Here is an 18,723-nt window from a genome sequence, read left to right as displayed (position 1 = left end):
CATTCTACAATAACGGTGGTTTTTTCTCAACTTAAGAATTTATGAAGCAATTTCTTAAGATTTCATAAGAATTCGAAAAACATTCAGGTATAATTGCCACTGAATCTTCACATAATTCCATAGATGGCTCCATTGAAAGTGCACCTTTGCCTGCTTTCCCACAGGACCCACGGTACGTTTCCACCCTTCGGCCAATCCCTTTAAATATAGTTTTCCCATTCTCTTCTTACAAAAAAACAGAAATTTTATGCCAAATCCAAGCAAAAAGAACGGCAGATTCAGGATCCACTGTAGTAGCGGCATATTTTTGCCGATGACATAGATATTATTGGAAGAAGAAAGTTCCGTTTTCCGGGAATTGTAGCGGGATCCCGTAGAAGCACTGCCGTAATGCAGAACGGATGCCGTCGGCTCGTACCGGTTCTCATAGCCGTAGATCCGGGCACGGTAACCGATATCCAGATCTTCCAGATAAGCAAAATGCGCTTCGTCAAAATAGCCGATCTCCTCAAATACCTGACGTCTATAAATTGCCGCTCCGCCACAGGCTGAGAATATGCTGACATTCTTGTCATAATCCACAGCAGGCCGGCCTTTTCCCCGGGAATATGCCCATCCCAGAACGCAGTAGCGGTCTCCCGCATCATCCAGCAGCTCTGGCTTATCCCACATAAGCATTTTGGCGCTGACGGAAAATATCTTTTCATCCTTCCGAATGGCATCATACAGTCCTTTCACAAATCCAGCTTCTACTCTGGTATCGTTGTTCAACAGGATCACATAGAGGCTTCGTGCCTCCCGGATTCCCAGATTCACCGCATGACAGAAGCCGGTGTTCTCCGGCAGGGCGATCAGACGCACCTGCGGTTTTCCCCCCTCTTCTGCCGGTGCCTCTTTTTTGCGACACCATTCGCTGTCCAGATATTCCACGCTCCCGTCAGCAGAACCATTGTCTATGATCAGCACTTCATATTCCGGTGCATTTTCCTGTCCCCGACACAGGGAAGCCATGCATTCCGGTAAATATTTCATTCCGTTGTAATTGGGTATAACGACGGTTACTTCCTTCATAGTCTCTCCCATTTCTCCGGATACTCCGGCAGATACAGCAGTCTTCCCCGTTTTCGTAATGCGTCCGATAATTGCAGACTTAAAAGCCGGATATCTGCCCCGGCAGGCAGTGTAGAGCTGTCAAATACCGGCTGTTGTTCCGGACCTCTTACTACTTCCGTATAAGGCACTCCCACGATTTTTTCAAACAATTCCCTGTCAGCTGACCGGATCCTGATGCAGCGAAGGTCTAACGCTTCTGCATCCTGGGACAGCTCCGCCCGGTGAAGATAACCGCCAAAGTCCTTCGGCAGTCCCTCGTAGAACACCTTTCCGTCCGCAGTCATTCTGCCGCCGGCGATCCTGCCGCGGTTTTTCCCGGACAGCACTCTGCCACCTACGGCAGCCACATCCGGTCTCTCCTGTAATACCTCTGTATATTGTAACCGATAAAATCCTACATGTCTGGTCTCCTCTGCCTTTGCCGGGATCCCACGTTCTGCCGCATGATCCTGCAGTGCACGCAGCCCCGCTTCGTAAGCATATTTCTTGCTGTGGGGATTGGCTGCTGTAGATGCTTCATGGCATCTCCAGTGATACAGCACTCTGGGAATATGAAGAATTCTCTCCTCCCCGGAGCGGCCATCTGCAGCCAGCACCTCTGACACTGCCCGCAGCACCAGATCATAGTCCTGGGCACCGTCGCATTCTGGCCGGAATGCCAGTTTCTTCATCAGATCTGCATCCATCACCAGAAAATGGCAGATATAGTTATTACTCAGGATTAAATCGTAATTAAAGTCTTCTTTATGGTTGGGATCGTAATATTTTGTCTCATCCCCGTTGCATTTGTCTTCATCCGAATAAGCGAATGCGACTCTGACACCTCTGTCATTTGCTTTGGTAATAGCATCTGCCATCTCATACAGAGCATCCGGTGTCAATACATCATCATGATCCAGCAGGCCGATATATTCTCCCCTTGCATAGGGTAATGCCTGATTGGTATTCGCCGCAATTCCGGCATTTTCCGTAAGGTGTATATAGTGGATCCTTGCATCCGCTGCAATAGTTTCCGCATTTTCCAGGAGCCGTTCTGTCAGGAATCCCTGATTTGTCAACGTCTCCTCCACACTGTGATCCTCTGTGGCATCCGCCAGAATCAGTTCCCAGTGAGGATAGCTCTGTTGCATAACGCTTGTTATCATTCTGTTCAGATAGATTTCCGGGGTACGGTACAACGGCACCACAATGCTGAGTGTAACCGGATTATCCCATTTTCTGCAACTTTGCCTTTCCAGTTCCTCTTCCGGACAGGGCACATAAAAATAGCGGTCTGTCTCTGTCAGGCGTTCCCTTACAGAGATCCAGGTTTCCCTCAGGCCGTTGCGTTGCAAATAATATAGAGTTTTCTTAAGGTTTGCTATGTTCAGCTTTGCCACGGATACCTCCACTTTTATAAAAGAGCAAATCGCCCTTCCCGGGCGATTCGCTCTTAAAAATAACATTAACTATTCAGAACCCCATTCGCAAAATCGCTCTTCCAGAGCTTTCCTGAATAACATACTTGCATGCTATTTGCTCATGGTGGTTACAGTACAGCCTTTACATCCTCGGTCAGCTTCTCTACCTTGGCCTGTGCATCCTCTATGCTGTTACCTTTAACACCCATGTAGAACTTGATCTTGGGCTCGGTTCCGGAAGGACGGGCGCAGCACCATGCATTGTCGGGAAGCTCAAAATACAGGACATTAGACTTGGGAAGTCCGGTAGTGGTCTTCTCGCCGCTCTCCATGTCGATGACTACATCGTTCAGATAGTCGCGGAATTTCTCCACTTTCAGGTCACCGAATGCCTTGGGCGGATTCTTACGAAGCTTATCCATGATCTCGGCGATCTGTCTTGCACCGTCGATACCCTTCATGGTAATGGTGTACTGGGTCTCCTTGAAGTAACCGTATTTCTCATACATGGATACCATCATATCCCACAGAGTCATGTTGTGCTTCTTGCAGTAAGCCGCCACTTCACACAGACACATAACTGCTACAACTGCATCCTTATCTCTTGCATGAGTACCTGCCAGACAGCCGTAGCTCTCTTCCAGACCGAATACATAATTGTTGCTGCCGGTCTGCTCGAAGAACTTGATCTGCTCACCGATGAACTTGAAGCCGGTCAGTACTTCGATCAGCTTTACACCATAAGCTTCGGTGATGGGCTTGGTCATATTGGTGGTAACGATGGTGGTTACCAGTGCGGGATTCTCGGGCATAGCGCCGGTAGCAGTCTTCTCTCTCAGGATATATTCTGCGATCAGCATACCGGACATGTTACCGGTAAATGCCACATACTCGCCGGTCTTGGTATCCTTGGCATACACACCCAGACGGTCTGCATCGGGATCGGTTGCCAGAACGATGTCCGCATCCTTCTCCTTGGCCAGACGCAGTGCGTATGTAAATGCCTTGGGATCCTCAGGGTTCGGGTAATCCAGTGTGGTGAAGTTTGGATCCGGATTCTCCTGTTCGGGAACTACATAGACGTGCTTAAATCCCAGCTCGGACAGGATACGTCTTACCGGCTTGTTACCGGTACCGCATAACGGAGTATATACGATCTTGATGTCATCAGCCATTTCCTGAATAACATCGGGATGAATGATCTGCTTCTTCAGCTCAGCCATGTACTTGTCATCGATCTCTTTACCGATCACCTGATAGAGGCCTGCTTTTTCCGCATCTTCTCTGCTCATGGTCTTCACGGTATGATAATCCTTGATGGCCTGTACTTCGGTGATGATGTCCTTATCGATAGGAGCGGTTACCTGTGCGCCGTCCTCCCAGTATACTTTGTAGCCGTTGTACTCAGGAGGGTTGTGGCTTGCGGTCACTACGATACCTGCGGTACATCCCAGCGTACGAAGGGCAAAGGACAGTTCCGGGGTAGGTCTTAAAGATTCAAAAATGTATGCCTTGATGCCATTGGCTGCCAGACATCTTGCTGCCTCATCGGAAAACTCGGGAGACATGCGGCGGGAGTCAAATGCGATAGCCACACCCTTGCTCTGGGTGCCGCGCTTAATGATATAATTAGCAAGACCCTGAGTTGCCTTACGAACGGTATATACGTTCATGCGGTTGGTTCCTGCACCGATCACGCCACGTAAACCGCCGGTACCGAATTCCAGTTCCTTGTAAAAACGATCTTCCACTTCTGCCTCGTTGTTGCGGATTGCCAGAAGTTCATCCTTGGTCTTCTGGTCAAAATAATCATCATTCAACCAGAAATTCAGTTCGTCCATATAACTCATTTTCCTATCCTCCTGTTTTATCGCTATCTTTATCTTTCTTCAGTAAACGCTCTCCGCCATTATTCTACCATAGATTACCTTTACTGAAAAGAGCAATTTAACGTCCGCTAACCGGATCTCTCAGCGCATAGTCACTGCGATCCAGAGAGAAATTCGGGTTGTAATAGGGGTCTCCTGCTTCCAGCTCTGCCTTCCATTTTTCACGGAAATGCTCGGATTCTTTGTTGTAACGCTCCGCCTTCTCTCCCTGATCATCCAGACCTCTGGAAATAGATTCATAATGATACAGTTCCGCAAAAGGGGTCCATACATTCAGCAGTCCCAGTTTGCGCAGTTTCAGGCAGAAATCCACGTCATTCAGAGAGATCACAAAGCTCTCGTCCAGTCCTCCCACCTGCTCATACAGACTCTTTTTCACCAACAGACATGCTCCGGTCACCGCCGTGGCATTCTGGGTATAACACAGGCGTCCCATGTAGCCGAGGTTCTGTACCGGAATACGATAATGGGTATGTCCTGCGGTGCGATGTGCCCCCAGTCCGATGACTACACCGGCATGCTGGATTGTCTTGTCCGCATAATACAGCTTTGCACCTACGGCACCCACATCTTCCCGCTGTGCATACATCAGCATCTCTTCCATCCAGTTGGCAGTGATCACTTCCGTATCATTGTTCAGCAAAAGGATATAATCTCCGGTGGCATAGGATACTCCCAGATTATTTACAGCAGAATAATTAAAGTCACCATGATAGGTCACCACAGAGATCCGGCCGTCCTCGCTGTGCAGAATCCCGCCGTCATGACCGCAGACGGTATGCAGCTTGCATCTCTCTGCGTAGGAATCATTGCCGGACAATCCCAGCAGCTGGGAATAGTAATCCCGGATTTCCGGTGTGGTGCTGTTGTTCTCCACCACGATGATCTCGTAGTTGCTCCAGGTGCTGTTCTTCTGAATAGAAGTAATACATCTCTTCAGATCTTCCACGTGATCCTTGTTGGCGATCACGATGGAGATCTTCGGATCTCCCAGAATCTGATAGCGGATCCGGAAAATTGTGGCACAGGCTCTGGTACTGGTGATCTGAAAATGTTTGAATCCATGCTTTTTCAGATGATCCGCCACGGCACCCTTTGCCGCCTCGATGGCATAGGGCTTTGCGTCAATACTGGCGGCGGTACTGCCCGCATGGCTTCTCCAGTAATACATCAGTCTGGGCACATGTACGATCTTTTGTGCTCTGTCCGTCAGACGCAGGATCATATCGTGGTCCTGCGCACCGTCAAAAGCCGTACGGAACAGTTCCTCGCCTTCCAGAAGTTTTCTGGAAAAGACGCTGAAATGACAGATATAATTGTTGGCCCGCAGATTATCCGGTGCATAATCCGGCTTAAAATGCATGGTCAGCATTTTATTAATATTGTCCTCCTGGAAGGTGGTCTCATCACAGTACAGATAATCCGCACCCTGTTCATTGATTTCCTTGACATAGGCATACAATACGGAAGGATGCAGAATGTCATCCTGATCGAACAGTCCGATATAGTCTCCGGTGGCCAGCTTGTAACACTCATTGGTGTTGTAGGAAATACCTCCGTTATGGTCCAGGTGCTTATATACAATACGGCCATCTGATTTCGCCGCGTACTCCTTGCAGAGTTCTTCGATGTAAGCATGTTCCGCATCGGAACCGTCCGCCAGACACAGTTCCCAGTTCTGATAGGTCTGGTTCATGACGCAGTCCAGCATCTGTATCTGGAACTCTCTCTTGTTATTCCACAACGGCACGAGAATACTGATCTTCGGCATATAGGGGAATACCGTTTCTTCCTCTTTCTTCCTCTGCTCCGCGTCGGGAAAGCTTCCGGTACCGTAGGATTCCATCAGGCTCTTCTGGTGACTCTTGTTACGGATCTTCCGCAGAATATCTTTGGGACCACCGCAATGAGACAGCCGTTCCTTCTGTCTCTGGGCAAAATGGATCACACTCCTGGCAGGTCCTGTAGCCTTCCAGAATTTATTTTTCTTGATTCGGTCCAGTTTGAACTGCAGATCTTCCTTCTCCGATTCCAGTACTACGATCTTGTCCGCCAGATCCGCACATTTTTCATGCTCTCTCTCGTAGGCTTCCTTATAATTGATCTCGGTGTTGCTCTCTGACATATGTCTCCTCCGTGATGCTTTCACCGCATTTTAGCGGATCATGCATCTGTTTTATTCTTTTGCTGCCGGAAGCTCTACGGTCAGATATTTTCCCGTAGTATTCCAAAGTTTCAGCTTGCTGACACGATTCACCACAAGAACAGCGATCGTATAGTTTCCCGCCGGCAGTTGTTCTCCTTCTCTGAGGACACAAAAGCCGCCCAATGCCACATTTTTCTGATCCGGAAGATTTTCCTCCAGTTCCTGTCGGTAGGCAGGCATCAACTGCATGGACCACACATCCTGTCCTTCTGTTTCCCCACAGGGAATCAGCAACAGATGTTTTTCATAGCAGGCATTATCGTCTCCCAGAATTACACTGTATCCCTGGATCCGTTCCGGTCCCGCTGTCTCTACTCTGGCCATCAGACAGTTATCCCTGCGGATCTTCTGTAATTCCTCTCCGCCAGGAAGTCCCCTTTTCCAGAAAGGCTCCTGTAAAACATTCCGATCTGTCAGATATGCCGGAACCACACGGCTGTCCAGTCCCTCCCGGTTCAGCCCCTTCGGGTAAAAAGGATCCTCTCCCCGGAACTGTGGATGCATCTGGTAGAGCAGTTCTCTCTCCTGTACCAGACGCTGCATTTTCTCAGGACTTTCATCGCTTCCCCGGCTGAGAGATTCATGGTGATATGCAAAGCGGTCGTTCCACACCACATTGTAGTATCCCATTTCCAGAAGCCGGAAGCCCAGTTCCACATCATTATAGGCTACCCGCAACACTTCCCGGAATCCTCCGGCCTCCCGGAACACCTCTGTCCGGATCAGGAGACAGGCTCCCGTCACGGCCACACAATCCTGTGTAAAACGGTTCCGTCCAAAATAGTAGCTTCTGTCATCCTCCATAAATTGTAGCTTATGCACCGGTCCCACCGGCAGATTGACAATGCCGTCATGCTGGATCTTCACGGAATCCGGGTAATAAAGTTTCAGTCCCACACTGCCCACATAAGGCTGCAAGGCTCTGGACACCATTTTATCCAGCCAGTCATTCTCACATAATTCAATATCATCATTTAAGAACAGCAGCAGCTTGCCATCTGCCAGTTCTGCGCCACGATTACACATGGTGGAAAAATTGAACTCCGCAGGCTCATATACATACCGGATCGGTGTTCCGGCTGTCCGGATTTCTTCCACCAGCTGTTCTGTTTTTTTCCTGTTTTCCTCGTTACTTCCGTTATCTATCAGCAGGATTTCCACCGGAACACTGCCCTCCGGGCGTTGCGTCAGCGACCGCAGACATTTTCCCAGTACGGAAGGATTATCTTTGGAAGGAATGATCACAGAGACCCTAAGCTCTCTGGCGAACAGTTCTCTGGCTTCCTCTGCCGCTTTGGCCGCCAGTTCCACGGACAGTTTTGCGGATTCCGCTGCCGTCCGGTACTCTTCCCAGGGGTTCTGCTCATCTTCCGCTTTCTCCCGGCTGGTTTCTGCCGGTCCCTGCAGTCCGATTCCCGCAGTACCAAAAGTGCCGTGAAACAGCACTTCTTCCAGATGTCCAATGGTATGACAGCCTCTCTCAAATCCACCGGCCGCCAGAAACAGCCGGTCCATCAGGGGACGGATCTCTTCCGCTTTCGAAAATACTATTTCCCTGCCGGTGCTCTCTCCTTCTGTCACAGCCCCGGGCTCCCCCAGTTTCTGCAACAGTCTGCTCCGCACTGCCACAACGCTTCCCACATAGAAGAAAGCCCGGTAGGTATCCGGAGCCCAGCAAGGCTTGAACCAGGGGATCACACGCTCTCCGTTCTCTGACAGCAGATCTTCATCTCCATAGACGATCTCTGCCTCCGGATGCTTCACAAAATACGCATTGATCCGCTCCACAGCATTTTCCGCCAGCTGTCCTTTCTGCTGCCTGTAGATCACGAATTCCGCAAGACCGGCTCTTTCCCCGATCTCTGTGACCACTGTTTCCGCAATCTTTTTTTCCTGCTCCGCAGCCCATTGCGCGTAGGTCACCCGCAGCTTTGCCAGTTCTGCTTCATACTTTTTATCCTGTTGTCTGACAAGCATCTGCTTTACTGACGTCCGAATGCTCAAGTTTCCTGTCTCCTTAGAAAAATTTTTTCACCGCTCCCGCCATGTCACTTGCCACAGCAAGGGGAATCTGCACGATCTCCATTTTCACAGTCAGGATGTTCTCTGCCTTTCTGTCCAATGCATCCACCCGGATCGTCAGATTCGGATCCTCCGTGGGAAATACCACGCTTGGATGCTCCGCACCGTCTGCGGACTTTAAGATTTTTCCATTGGTGGTAACGATCTTTTTGTCCTGCACAGGAACCGGCTGTCCGTTCATGGTAAGCTCCCGGATTTTACACACGCAGGCGCACATGGCCGGATCCAGCCGTAAATAATGGACATTTCCATCGAAATTCACCGTAAATTCCGCCTGTTTTTCCTCTGCATAGACGTTCTCCGGGAAATAAGAATTTTCTTCGGAAAATCCCTGTCCCTTGTCCTCATAGATCTGTACCCTGAGTTCTCCCTCCGTCTGACGGAACCGTCCGATCCATTCCGTGGGCTTATAAATTTCGCCGCCTAAGAGATTGCGGATCTCACCCATGGACAATTTCTGTCCGGTCACATATTTCTGAAATTCCATCTCCTGCTCTCTGTACTGTCTGGCTTCGTTTTCCGTGATGCCCAGACGATCCAGAATACGATCCAGTTCCAGTGCATTACGTCTTTCATCTTCCAGTACATAACAGTATACAGCCCGGAAGGCCAGAGCTCTGGTCTCTATGGGACGGTCAAAAGTCCATTCATAATCAATCAGTGTCCAGTGGTCACCATCCACCAGAATATTGGCAAAGATCAGATCAAAGTCTGCCACCGGCACATCCTCCCCGTAGCCCACTCTCTCCAGATATTCTGCGAACAGGTTGTGAAATCCCTCCACATCCTGTCTGTCCAGGCATTCGTCCATCAGTTCCGACAGCGGTCTGCCCGGCACGAACTCAAATTCCGCATAAGGTATGCCGTTCTCTTCTCCCAGATGGCAGACATTGACATCCAGACTGCTTCCCGCATACCGTTCCTTCAATTTTTCATAAGCCTCCGGCATATGACGCACATGGGCTTCCGCTTCTTTTGTCAGCGGATATTTTCGGACCGTCTTACATCCTTCCTTGTCCCGCAGGATCTCGGTGCGGATCCGGAAGCTTTCCGCACGGTCATTGGAATATCTGGCATATTTCAGATCCAGAGGTGCTCCGATCACCGCCATATAGGAATTGGAAAAAACGGAAAACAATCCTTCCTCCACAATTCCGTCAAAAGCACTCTTCTCATCGAACAACAGCATTCTGTCCCGGTCAAAATTCCGCAGATTGTTGGACAGCTCTCCACGTCCTGGAAGATAAGCATCGGAATAGACTGTGGTCATAAATTTATAATCGGGATACGGATAATAAAAACTGCGCTCTCTCACACCGCAGGCATCGAAAATGCGCTCTAGCTTTTTCCGGGAAAACGTGCGTACCACACCGCCCTCCGGATAATTTTCAATGCCGGAAAACCAGCTGCCCAGATGATCTTCCTTGCATCCGGCAAAATATTTCAATCCGTATTTGTTCTCAATGGCAATCACGATCCTGCCGTCCGGTGCCAGATGCTTCTGCAGGATCTTAAGGAAATCCTCGTAAGGCGTCTTGCCGCCTATGTAAGCCTGTCCGTACTCAAAAACACCGATCAGACAGATATAGTCATAGTCTGCGGGAAGTTCCGGTTCCACATCCGTGAAATTGCCCACATGGATCGTCACATTTTCACATTCGCTGTGGCGGTAGGCGTTGATCAGGCTGCGCTTCTTCGAGAGATCCACACAGGTCACTTCCTCGGCTTTTCTTGCCAGTGCACCCGTGATGGCTCCGCATCCACTGCCCACTTCCAGCACTTTCTCTGTTTTCTGTATGGGAAGGAAATCCACGATATTTTCCCGGAGAGCAGACAAATGATACAGGATCGGCCAGCTCTTTCGCTCCGCAATGATCCTGTCATATTCCACCGTACTGTATTTTTTTACAATGTCTAAGATCTCGTCCTCCACACTGCCGTCGCAATAATAATCCTCGCCGGGATATTTATCCAGATTCAGTGTGATCTTCCCGATGGTCTCTGTCATTCCTTACTTCTCCTCCGCATCCCATACTTTTGTTTCGGAATCCATATCATAATATCCTACGGTGTTCTTGTCCGATACCACCGTAATATTCAAGGCATCATACAGTCTGTGATATACCTCGAAGGTATCCTGATTGTAGCCGGTCACTCCCAGAGACAGCAGATACTCACCACCCTGTAAGTTCATCTTCTGGGTAAAAGTCACATTTTTCACCTCTCCCGGCTCCACGCTGTCCAGAAAAGCCTTTTCAATCATGGTATTTGTACCGGTGATCTCCACACCGATGACGTTTTTTACAGAAAATGCAAAAATGGGGGCCGGAATATGATCCATAAAACGAACCCGCATATGGATGGTAAACATACTGCCCTTCAGGATCGCATTGGTGGGAACCCCTCTGTCATCCGTAATGTAAAATTCCTCAATCTGTGCCTGCTTCGTACCGTATTCCAGGGCATTGGGATTCTGCCCCTTGGCCTCCATGGAAGCCTGGGAAGCATCGGTCCCCTTCTCATCTGCTTTTTGGGCAGCTGCTCTCTGCAGGTCTTCATCATCCAGCAGACTGGCAGTCTCTTCTCCCACACTCTCCGGGCCGTCATACTGTCCCACCAATACCCTCTTGTAGGTGTCGATCATAGCCTTGGGACTGCCTTCGCCCAGGATATTTCCCTGATTCAGCAGATATACACGGTCACAATATTTGCTGATGCTGCTCAGATCATGACTGACGAACACAATGGTCTTGCCCATCTTCTTGAATTCTTCGAATTTATGATAACATTTTGCCTGGAAAAATACGTCACCGACACTCAGAGCCTCATCCACGATCAGGATCTCCGGCTCGATATTGATGGCCACCGCAAAGGCCAGCCGGACGAACATACCGCTGGAATAAGTCTTCACCGGCTGATAGACGTAATCTCCGATATCCGCAAAACTTAAGATCTCCGGAAGCTTTGCCTCGATCTCCTTCTCGGAAAATCCCATCATCGTCCCGTTCAGATACACATTTTCAATGCCGTTATATTCCATATTGAATCCGGCACCCAGCTCCAGCAGAGCGGAAATACGGCCATTTACCAGCACTCTTCCCGAAGTGGGATTCAATACACCGGTGATGATCTTCAGGATCGTGGATTTACCGGAACCGTTGGTACCGATAATACCCACCGTTTCTCCCTGATAGATCTTCATGTCCACACCCTTCAGGGCATAGTGAAGCTTATGCTTCGTCTTTTTTCCGAAGCCGAAAGCCTCCTTCATCCGATCTGAGGGCTTATCATATAGTTTATAGATCTTCTGGACATTATCGACTTCAATGGCTAGCTTTTTCTTTTCCTGCATCAATTTTAATCCTCGCTTATCAGCGTTACACTGTCTTTGTCATACCATATGGCCAGAGAACGGTTGGCCTCGTTATTTTCATCCTCCGAGAGGTCTCCCATGCACAAAAACCAGGGCTTGTAGTGATAAGGTTGCAGCTGTACATCATCCTCATCTCCCAATAGCTTCTCCACCCGTTCCAGATATTCCTGATGGAAATTATACGCTTCTCCGGTATGCACATAGTAATAGGCCCCATAAGCCGAATAATGTCCTGCCTGATTGGGTGACACCTGAAAGATCATGATAAATTCCAGACCCATAATCGCATAAAACCACCACACTGCGGCTCCGTTCCAGTTCGCCAGCCATCTTGCCGCGCTGCCTGATGCCTTCTTCTGCAGTCTTTGCTGCAGCCAGCCACACCAGTATATTTCGTTCAGGAACAACAGCAATAAATATGTGATCTTCACCGCATTCAGAGTTCTGGACAATCCGGCATGTCCGAGGGAATACAGGCTTGGGGTGTAACCGGTGGCATACAGGCAGAAGGACCACAGAAGTACGACTCCCGGATACCGGAAACGATACTCCGTCTCCTTAAGTGCCTGCCAGATCAGGGGTAACAGCATCACCATTACCATAAGAACAATAGATCCCGTAAACTCTGGAAGATGTTTTACTCCTTCCAGAAAAGATCTGCCGATGGACTCCAGGGGACTGTATCCCCAGCCGACATAGCTGCGGGCCCGCACGGAATTGCCCGGTGCCGCTACATTCAGCCCAAATCCTATAATGTATACCAGCGTAGCAGGCAACAGCCACAGTCCCTTTTTCCGGTGTTCCACTACCACACTTATAAACAGAATCGTCAACAGCGATAAGAGTCCCTGCAATGCCGTGACAAAATTGCTTCCGGCCGTGATCATGGAAAGCAGTACCGAGGCCGTAAATAGCAGCCCGGTAGCAGTTCTTCCTTCTGCTCTCTCCAGGCAGATTGCCACAGACAACATCAACAATCCAAAGCCGTGCATTCCCACGTAATGAACTCCGCCGTTATACCAGTAGAAGCCACTCTGTGCGGAATAAATAAACATAAAGACTGCCACTGTAATCACTGCCTGTGCTGCCAGGCCGGTCCACTTCTCCATGCCCAGTACTTTCCGCAGGATCACATGGGTAAATGTCATGGTACCCGCCAGCAATAGAAGCAGGATGAACACTGGACCGAGGAAATAATACTGTTCTCCCCAGATTGCTGGCATCAATGCCATAAAGAAAATAGAAGAATAGGTTCCCTGCCACGCATACCACTGCGTTCTGGAGCAATCCAGTGCACCGGAAATGGCAGCCCATTTTGACTGTTCCTGCTCCATGGCAGCTCTGGCAAATCTTCCGAAATTGTAATCATCATAATACGGAACCGCATAGACTGTCAGACGAAACAATGGAATCATCGTCAACAGCAGTAGTCCGCAGCATCCCACGGCCAGCAGGATCTTTCCCGGCTTCCATAACCAAAATTTTCTAAATTTTTCACGAGCACCCTTCAATTACTTTCACCCTTTCTGTTTTCCCCACAACAGTTTTGTAATGCAGCTCCTCCCACAAGGTTCTTCATCTATAAAAGTTTTGCTATGCTCTGTTTTTTATAATACGATTTCTCCGTTCTTCGAACTCTCGAAATCGTAACAATCATTCGTATTATAGAACGTCTGCGAAATGTACCTTCAATCGTTTGAAAATAACGGCTCCCAACCCGAACAGTACTACCGTTACGATCCAGAAATACATGGTGGAAAAGAAATCCTGGAAAAACCATTCCTTCTCATAAATAGCGCTTCGATAACCGTTTACAATATACACCAGCGGATTCAGCTTCAGAATCGTGATCCAATTGCCGGACAGGGAATCCAGATTCCACAAAATAGGAGTGGCCCACATGCCGATCTGCAATCCGATACTGATGATCTGGGACAGATCCCGGAAAAAAACTACTACTGCACAGGTCGTGTAGCTTAGCGCCAGTACGAAAACAAACAGGCAGAAACTATAATAAATGATCTGTGTAGTATATATGGTAGGATAATATCCGTAGATAGCGGCCACGATCAACAACAGACACACAAAAAATACATGAATAAAGGTGGCTGCAATGATCTTGATGATAGGCAGGATACTGATCTTGAATACTACCTTTTTCACCAGATAATTATATTCCAGCAGTGCATTTGTCCCATTGTTCAATGCCTCACTGAAATAGAACCAGGGCACCAGTCCCGCCGTCAGGAACAATACGAAGGGTACTTCCACACCCTCCCGCAGGGGAGTACTCGTATTACCCATGATCTTATCAAAAACAATGTAATACATAGCCACCGTGACCACCGGCTGCGCCATGGCCCATACCGCACCCAGATAAGATCCCGCATATCTTTTTTTGAAATCATTTTTGGCCAGTTTCCAGATCAGATGACGGTTCTGGAACAGTTCCACCGGCAGTCCGGTGAATTTATCATACCAGTGAATAAAAGCAGCGCATGCCGCCGCGATCACTACGCAGGAAATGATCTTCTTGGCCAGTTCCTGTCCCGGATCTGCCGCAGGTCCCGGATTCTTATGGAATACAATGAGCACCGCCATGATCACTGCCGCTGTCACAAACAGGGTAATACCCGTTTTCTTACTTACCTTCATTCTCTTTTTCCTTCACGTACTGTTCCAGTGTGCCCCACTTGGTATCCTTCTCGGAAAGCGTCAGTTCCATACCTTCGGGAATCGGCCATTTTACACCGATATCCGGTGTATTGTAGGCAATACCGCCCTCATCATCGGGATGATAAAAATCCGTACATTTATAGCAGAATTCCGCATAATCCGACAGTACCAGAAAACCATGTGCAAAATTCTTCGGGATAAAGAACTGCTTCTTGTTCTCTTCAGACAAAAGCACTCCGTACCACTGGCCGAAAGTCCTGGAACCTTCCCGCAGATCCACTGCCACGTCATAGACTTCTCCGCGGATCACGCGCACCAGCTTGTCCTGAGGAAAATGTTTCTGGAAATGCAGTCCACGCAATACACCCTTCTTGGAAGCGGACTGATTGTCCTGTACGAACACCTCAGGAATTCCCGCAGCCTTGAAATCGTTATAATTGTAAGTCTCCATAAAATATCCTCTGGCATCTCCGAATACCGTAGGAGTAATGATCTTTAATCCTTCAATTTCACAGGTTTCTACTGTTATTTTACCCATTTATTTCGTCCTCACTCTTTATTTTTATTGACTATTCGTAGGTGATATTCATGTCCACACGACCTTCGATGCCGTCCACTTTTCCCTTGGAGGTATACTGCCAGGTCTTATAATATCCCTGATATAACGGAACACTGCGATACTCTGCCAGCCAGATATGATAGTTTTCCAGTCTTGCTGTCTGCAGATTATTGTTGTACCAGTTACGGCTGGCATAGACACCCGCCGTGTATCCGGCATTTTCTATGGTCCTGCAGAACGCTTCACATACCAGTGTTCTGGTCTCAGCATCCAGATTGTCCGCACGGCCGTTACCGCCCGCACCTTCGGTATCGATAAATACCGGATAGTTCAGCCGGTAATCCCGGATCAGTTCGATCACCGCGGAAGCCTCTTCCACAGCTTCCTTCTCATCCACAGCCTGGGTGAAAAAGTATACGCCCACCGGAATTCCTGCGGCCTGTGCACCCTTCATGTTCGTCACGAACATGGGATCTTCCACCAGGCTTCCGGTTACCGAACCGCGGTATCCGGCACGGATAATGGCAAACTGCACTCCTGCATTTTTCACCTTATCCCAGTCGATCTCCTTGTTCCATTTGGAGACATCGATACCGACCTTTGCATTACCGGACGTGGTCTGCAGCTTCTGGATCTCTGTCTTGTCCGCATCTGCCAGAGCATCTGCCACGGCGCTGTCCTCGGCTTCTGCATCCACTTCATCCTCCGTCTTGATCAACAGGGAAATATCGTCAATGGCCAGATACTCCACTTTATCCTTGACGTGAACTCTTGTCTCACTGACCGGAACCTTATATCCCTCAATGGGAAGGAGCTCAATATAATAGTCTCCGGAATCCAGATCTCCAATGTAAATGATACCGTCCTGATCCAGATCCTTGTAATCACCCAGGCCATCCAGCCGCACATAGAAGCTTTCACCGGTCACCGGAATTCCTTCGTTATCCACGATCTGGATCCGCAGATCCTTTTCTATGGAGGTGGCTACCAGAGACAGACGGTTGCTGTTATCCTTTGCAGCTTCCAGAATTGGATTTACTTCCTGATCAAAAAACGTATTATCTTTTAAAAATGCCTTCAGATCATTGCCGATCTGACCATCCGGTGAGACCGTCTCTTCTGCCTGAACGCCATTTTCCGCCGGAGATGCACTGTCACCCGCTCCGGCATTCTGAGTGCCGGATGCCGGCGGTCCGGAAGCTGCCGTAAACTGCTCCCTATTGACATACATGACCAGCAGTGCCACCAGCAGGATCACCGCCATGGAGGCCAGAATCGCCATTTTCCGCAGCTTAGAGTCCATTTGCTACCTCTACCAGATATTTTCCGTAGTTCGTCTTAAGCAGCGGCTCTGCAAGAGCAAGCAGCTGCTCTTTGTCAATGAATCCTCGCTTGAAAGCGATCTCTTCAATACAGGAAATGTACAGACCCTGTCTCTTCTGGAAAGCCGCCACAAAATCTGCCGCATCCAGAAGGGCATCATGATTGCCGGTATCCAGCCATGCAAAGCCTCTTCCCAGTGTCTCTACCTGTAAACTGCCTCTGTTCAGGTACTCGTTGTTGATGCTGGTGATCTCAATCTCTCCTCTTGCAGAGGGCTTTACATTCTTTGCGATCTCCACTACAGCATTGTCATAGAAATACAGTCCGGGAACCGCATAATTGCTCTTGGGATGCTCCGGCTTCTCCTCGATGGAAAGTGCCTTGCCGTTCTCATCAAATTCCACTACACCGTATTCTCTGGGATCACGCACATAATAGCCGAAAATAGTTGCGCCCTTTTCTCTGGCAGCTACTCTGCGCAATACTGCGGAAAAGCTCTGTCCGTAGAAAATATTATCTCCCAGTACCAGTGCCACTCTGTCATTACCGATGAAATCCGCACCGATGATAAAGGCATCTGCCAGCCCGCGGGGCTGATCCTGCACCGCATATTCCAGGCGCATGCCCAGCTGGCTGCCGTCTCCCAGCAATTCCTGAAATACCGGAAGGTCTCTTGGGGTGGAGATGATCAATACCTCTCTGATATCTGCCAGCATCAGTGTTGACAGGGGATAATAGATCATGGGTTTATCGTACACCGGCATGATCTGCTTGGAAATCGCTTTTGTCAGGGGATACAGTCTGGTTCCGGAACCTCCCGCCAGTATAATTCCTTTCATTTCGTCCTCCGATCCGCCCTTTTCGGGCTTCTTTTTACTTGTTTTTTAACACACCGAATGGGAACGACGTTCATCGTTCCCATTTAACAGGTATTCTTTACTTTTCTTCGTACATCTCATTGTAGTACTTCTGGTAATCACCGCTGGTCACATTATTCATCCAGTCTTCATGCTCGAAGTACCAGGCGATGGTCTTGCGGATGCCTTCCTTGAACATGGTCTCGGGATACCAGCCGATCTCTGCCTTGATCTTGTCCGGTGCAATGGCATATCTTCTGTCATGTCCCTTACGATCCTCCACGTAAGTGATCAGGTCGTTGTTAATATGCGCCTTGCGGGGATCGGAATCCGGAAGCATCTCCTGCAGAGTCTCAATGATAATGTGGATGATCTCGATATTCTGCTTCTCATTATGTCCGCCCACATTGTAGGTTTCGAACAGTCTTCCCTGTTCCTGTACCATATCGATAGCCTTAGCATGGTCTTCCACATACAGCCAGTCACGGACGTTCTTACCGTCACCGTAGACCGGAAGCTTTTTGCCATGCAATGCATTATTGATGATCAGAGGGATCAGCTTCTCAGGGAACTGGAAAGGGCCGTAATTGTTGGAGCAGTTGGTAATGTTGGCAGGGAAATGATAGGTATCCATATATGCCTTCACCAGCATGTCTGAGCTTGCCTTACTTGCGGAGTAAGGGCTGTGGGGATCATACGGAGTGGTCTCATAGAAGAATGCATTGTCATCATCTGGAAGAGATCCGTAGACCTCATCTGTAGATACATGCAGGAACTTCTTGCCTTCTTTGAAGCTGCCATCGGGAAGCTCCCAGGCTGCCTTGGCACAGTTCAGCATCACTGCAGTACCCAGGACATTGGTCTGTACGAAGATCTCCGGGTTGCGGATACTTCTGTCTACATGGCTTTCTGCCGCAAAATGTACCACACGGTCGATATCATTCTCTGCGAAAATTTTGCTGATGGCATCCTTGTCACAGATATTAGCCTTGACAAAGGTGTAGTTCTCACGCTTCTCCACGTCCTTGAGATTCTCAAGATTGCCTGCATAGGTCAGTGCATCCACGTTGATGATACGGATTTCATTATCGTATTTTTTAAACATGTAATGAATATAGTTGGAACCGATAAAACCGGCCCCTCCTGTTACCAGATAAGTTCTCATTTTTTCTCCGTTCTGCGCACAGCGCACATTTTTTGTTATAGATAGGGGTATTTTACCATAAAACAAGCAGGATATCAACA

General features: G+C 48.8%; 13 protein-coding genes. All 13 read right to left on the bottom strand.

Annotation, left to right across the window (positions count from 1 at the left end; genetic code table 11):
- Positions 1–54: 54 nt before the first annotated feature.
- Complete coding sequence (locus DW835_RS10895) at positions 55–1,071, bottom strand: glycosyltransferase family 2 protein (RefSeq protein ID WP_118731098.1); 1,017 nt, start codon at positions 1,069–1,071, stop codon at positions 55–57.
- Positions 1,068–2,492, bottom strand: a complete 1,425-nt coding sequence (locus DW835_RS10890) for a glycosyltransferase (protein ID WP_182427027.1) — start codon at positions 2,490–2,492, stop codon at positions 1,068–1,070. The genes DW835_RS10895 and DW835_RS10890 overlap by 4 nt, the downstream gene beginning before the upstream one ends.
- Positions 2,493–2,641: 149 nt before the next feature.
- Positions 2,642–4,363: a phospho-sugar mutase gene (locus DW835_RS10885; protein WP_117467082.1), complete on the bottom strand. Its 1,722-nt coding sequence runs from the start codon at positions 4,361–4,363 to the stop codon at positions 2,642–2,644.
- A 97-nt stretch (positions 4,364–4,460) separates the two neighbouring features.
- Complete coding sequence (locus tag DW835_RS10880) at positions 4,461–6,527, bottom strand: glycosyltransferase family 2 protein (protein ID WP_022313588.1); 2,067 nt, start codon at positions 6,525–6,527, stop codon at positions 4,461–4,463.
- A gap of 51 nt (positions 6,528–6,578) precedes the next feature.
- Positions 6,579–8,612: a glycosyltransferase gene (locus DW835_RS10875; RefSeq protein ID WP_118669045.1), complete on the bottom strand. Its 2,034-nt coding sequence runs from the start codon at positions 8,610–8,612 to the stop codon at positions 6,579–6,581.
- Positions 8,613–8,625: 13 nt separating this feature from the next.
- Positions 8,626–10,698 (bottom strand): class I SAM-dependent methyltransferase, encoded by a 2,073-nt coding sequence (locus DW835_RS10870; protein WP_118669046.1) that lies wholly within the window; start codon positions 10,696–10,698, stop codon positions 8,626–8,628.
- 3 nt (positions 10,699–10,701) lie between these two features.
- The gene (locus DW835_RS10865) at positions 10,702–12,042 is read right to left on the bottom strand and encodes an ABC transporter ATP-binding protein (RefSeq protein ID WP_022313585.1); all 1,341 of its coding nucleotides are present in this window, start codon (positions 12,040–12,042) and stop codon (positions 10,702–10,704) included.
- A gap of 5 nt (positions 12,043–12,047) precedes the next feature.
- Complete coding sequence (locus DW835_RS10860) at positions 12,048–13,478, bottom strand: hypothetical protein (RefSeq protein WP_182430302.1); 1,431 nt, start codon at positions 13,476–13,478, stop codon at positions 12,048–12,050.
- Between the two features lie 247 nt (positions 13,479–13,725).
- The gene (locus DW835_RS10855) at positions 13,726–14,718 is read right to left on the bottom strand and encodes an ABC transporter permease (protein ID WP_118669047.1); all 993 of its coding nucleotides are present in this window, start codon (positions 14,716–14,718) and stop codon (positions 13,726–13,728) included.
- On the bottom strand, positions 14,705–15,277 hold the full coding sequence (rfbC, locus tag DW835_RS10850) for a dTDP-4-dehydrorhamnose 3,5-epimerase (protein WP_117467090.1): 573 nt from the start codon (positions 15,275–15,277) through the stop codon (positions 14,705–14,707). Before rfbC ends, DW835_RS10855 begins: the two co-directional genes overlap by 14 nt.
- A 31-nt stretch (positions 15,278–15,308) precedes the next feature.
- The gene (locus tag DW835_RS10845; RefSeq protein WP_118537925.1) at positions 15,309–16,601 is read right to left on the bottom strand and encodes a glycoside hydrolase family 25 protein; all 1,293 of its coding nucleotides are present in this window, start codon (positions 16,599–16,601) and stop codon (positions 15,309–15,311) included.
- Positions 16,591–17,460, bottom strand: coding sequence for a glucose-1-phosphate thymidylyltransferase RfbA (gene rfbA, locus DW835_RS10840; protein WP_118502335.1), 870 nt, complete (start codon positions 17,458–17,460; stop codon positions 16,591–16,593). Before rfbA ends, DW835_RS10845 begins: the two co-directional genes overlap by 11 nt.
- A 97-nt stretch (positions 17,461–17,557) precedes the next feature.
- Complete coding sequence (gene rfbB, locus DW835_RS10835; RefSeq protein ID WP_118502337.1) at positions 17,558–18,643, bottom strand: dTDP-glucose 4,6-dehydratase; 1,086 nt, start codon at positions 18,641–18,643, stop codon at positions 17,558–17,560.
- Positions 18,644–18,723: the final 80 nt, after the last annotated feature.

It is taken from the genome of Clostridium sp. AM34-9AC (assembly GCF_003480225.1).
GTDB classification, from domain to species: Bacteria; Bacillota; Clostridia; order Lachnospirales; family Lachnospiraceae; genus Acetatifactor; species Acetatifactor acetigignens.
The sequence above is the reverse complement of the archived record's forward strand: the minus strand, read 5'-3'. Positions and strand labels throughout refer to the sequence as shown.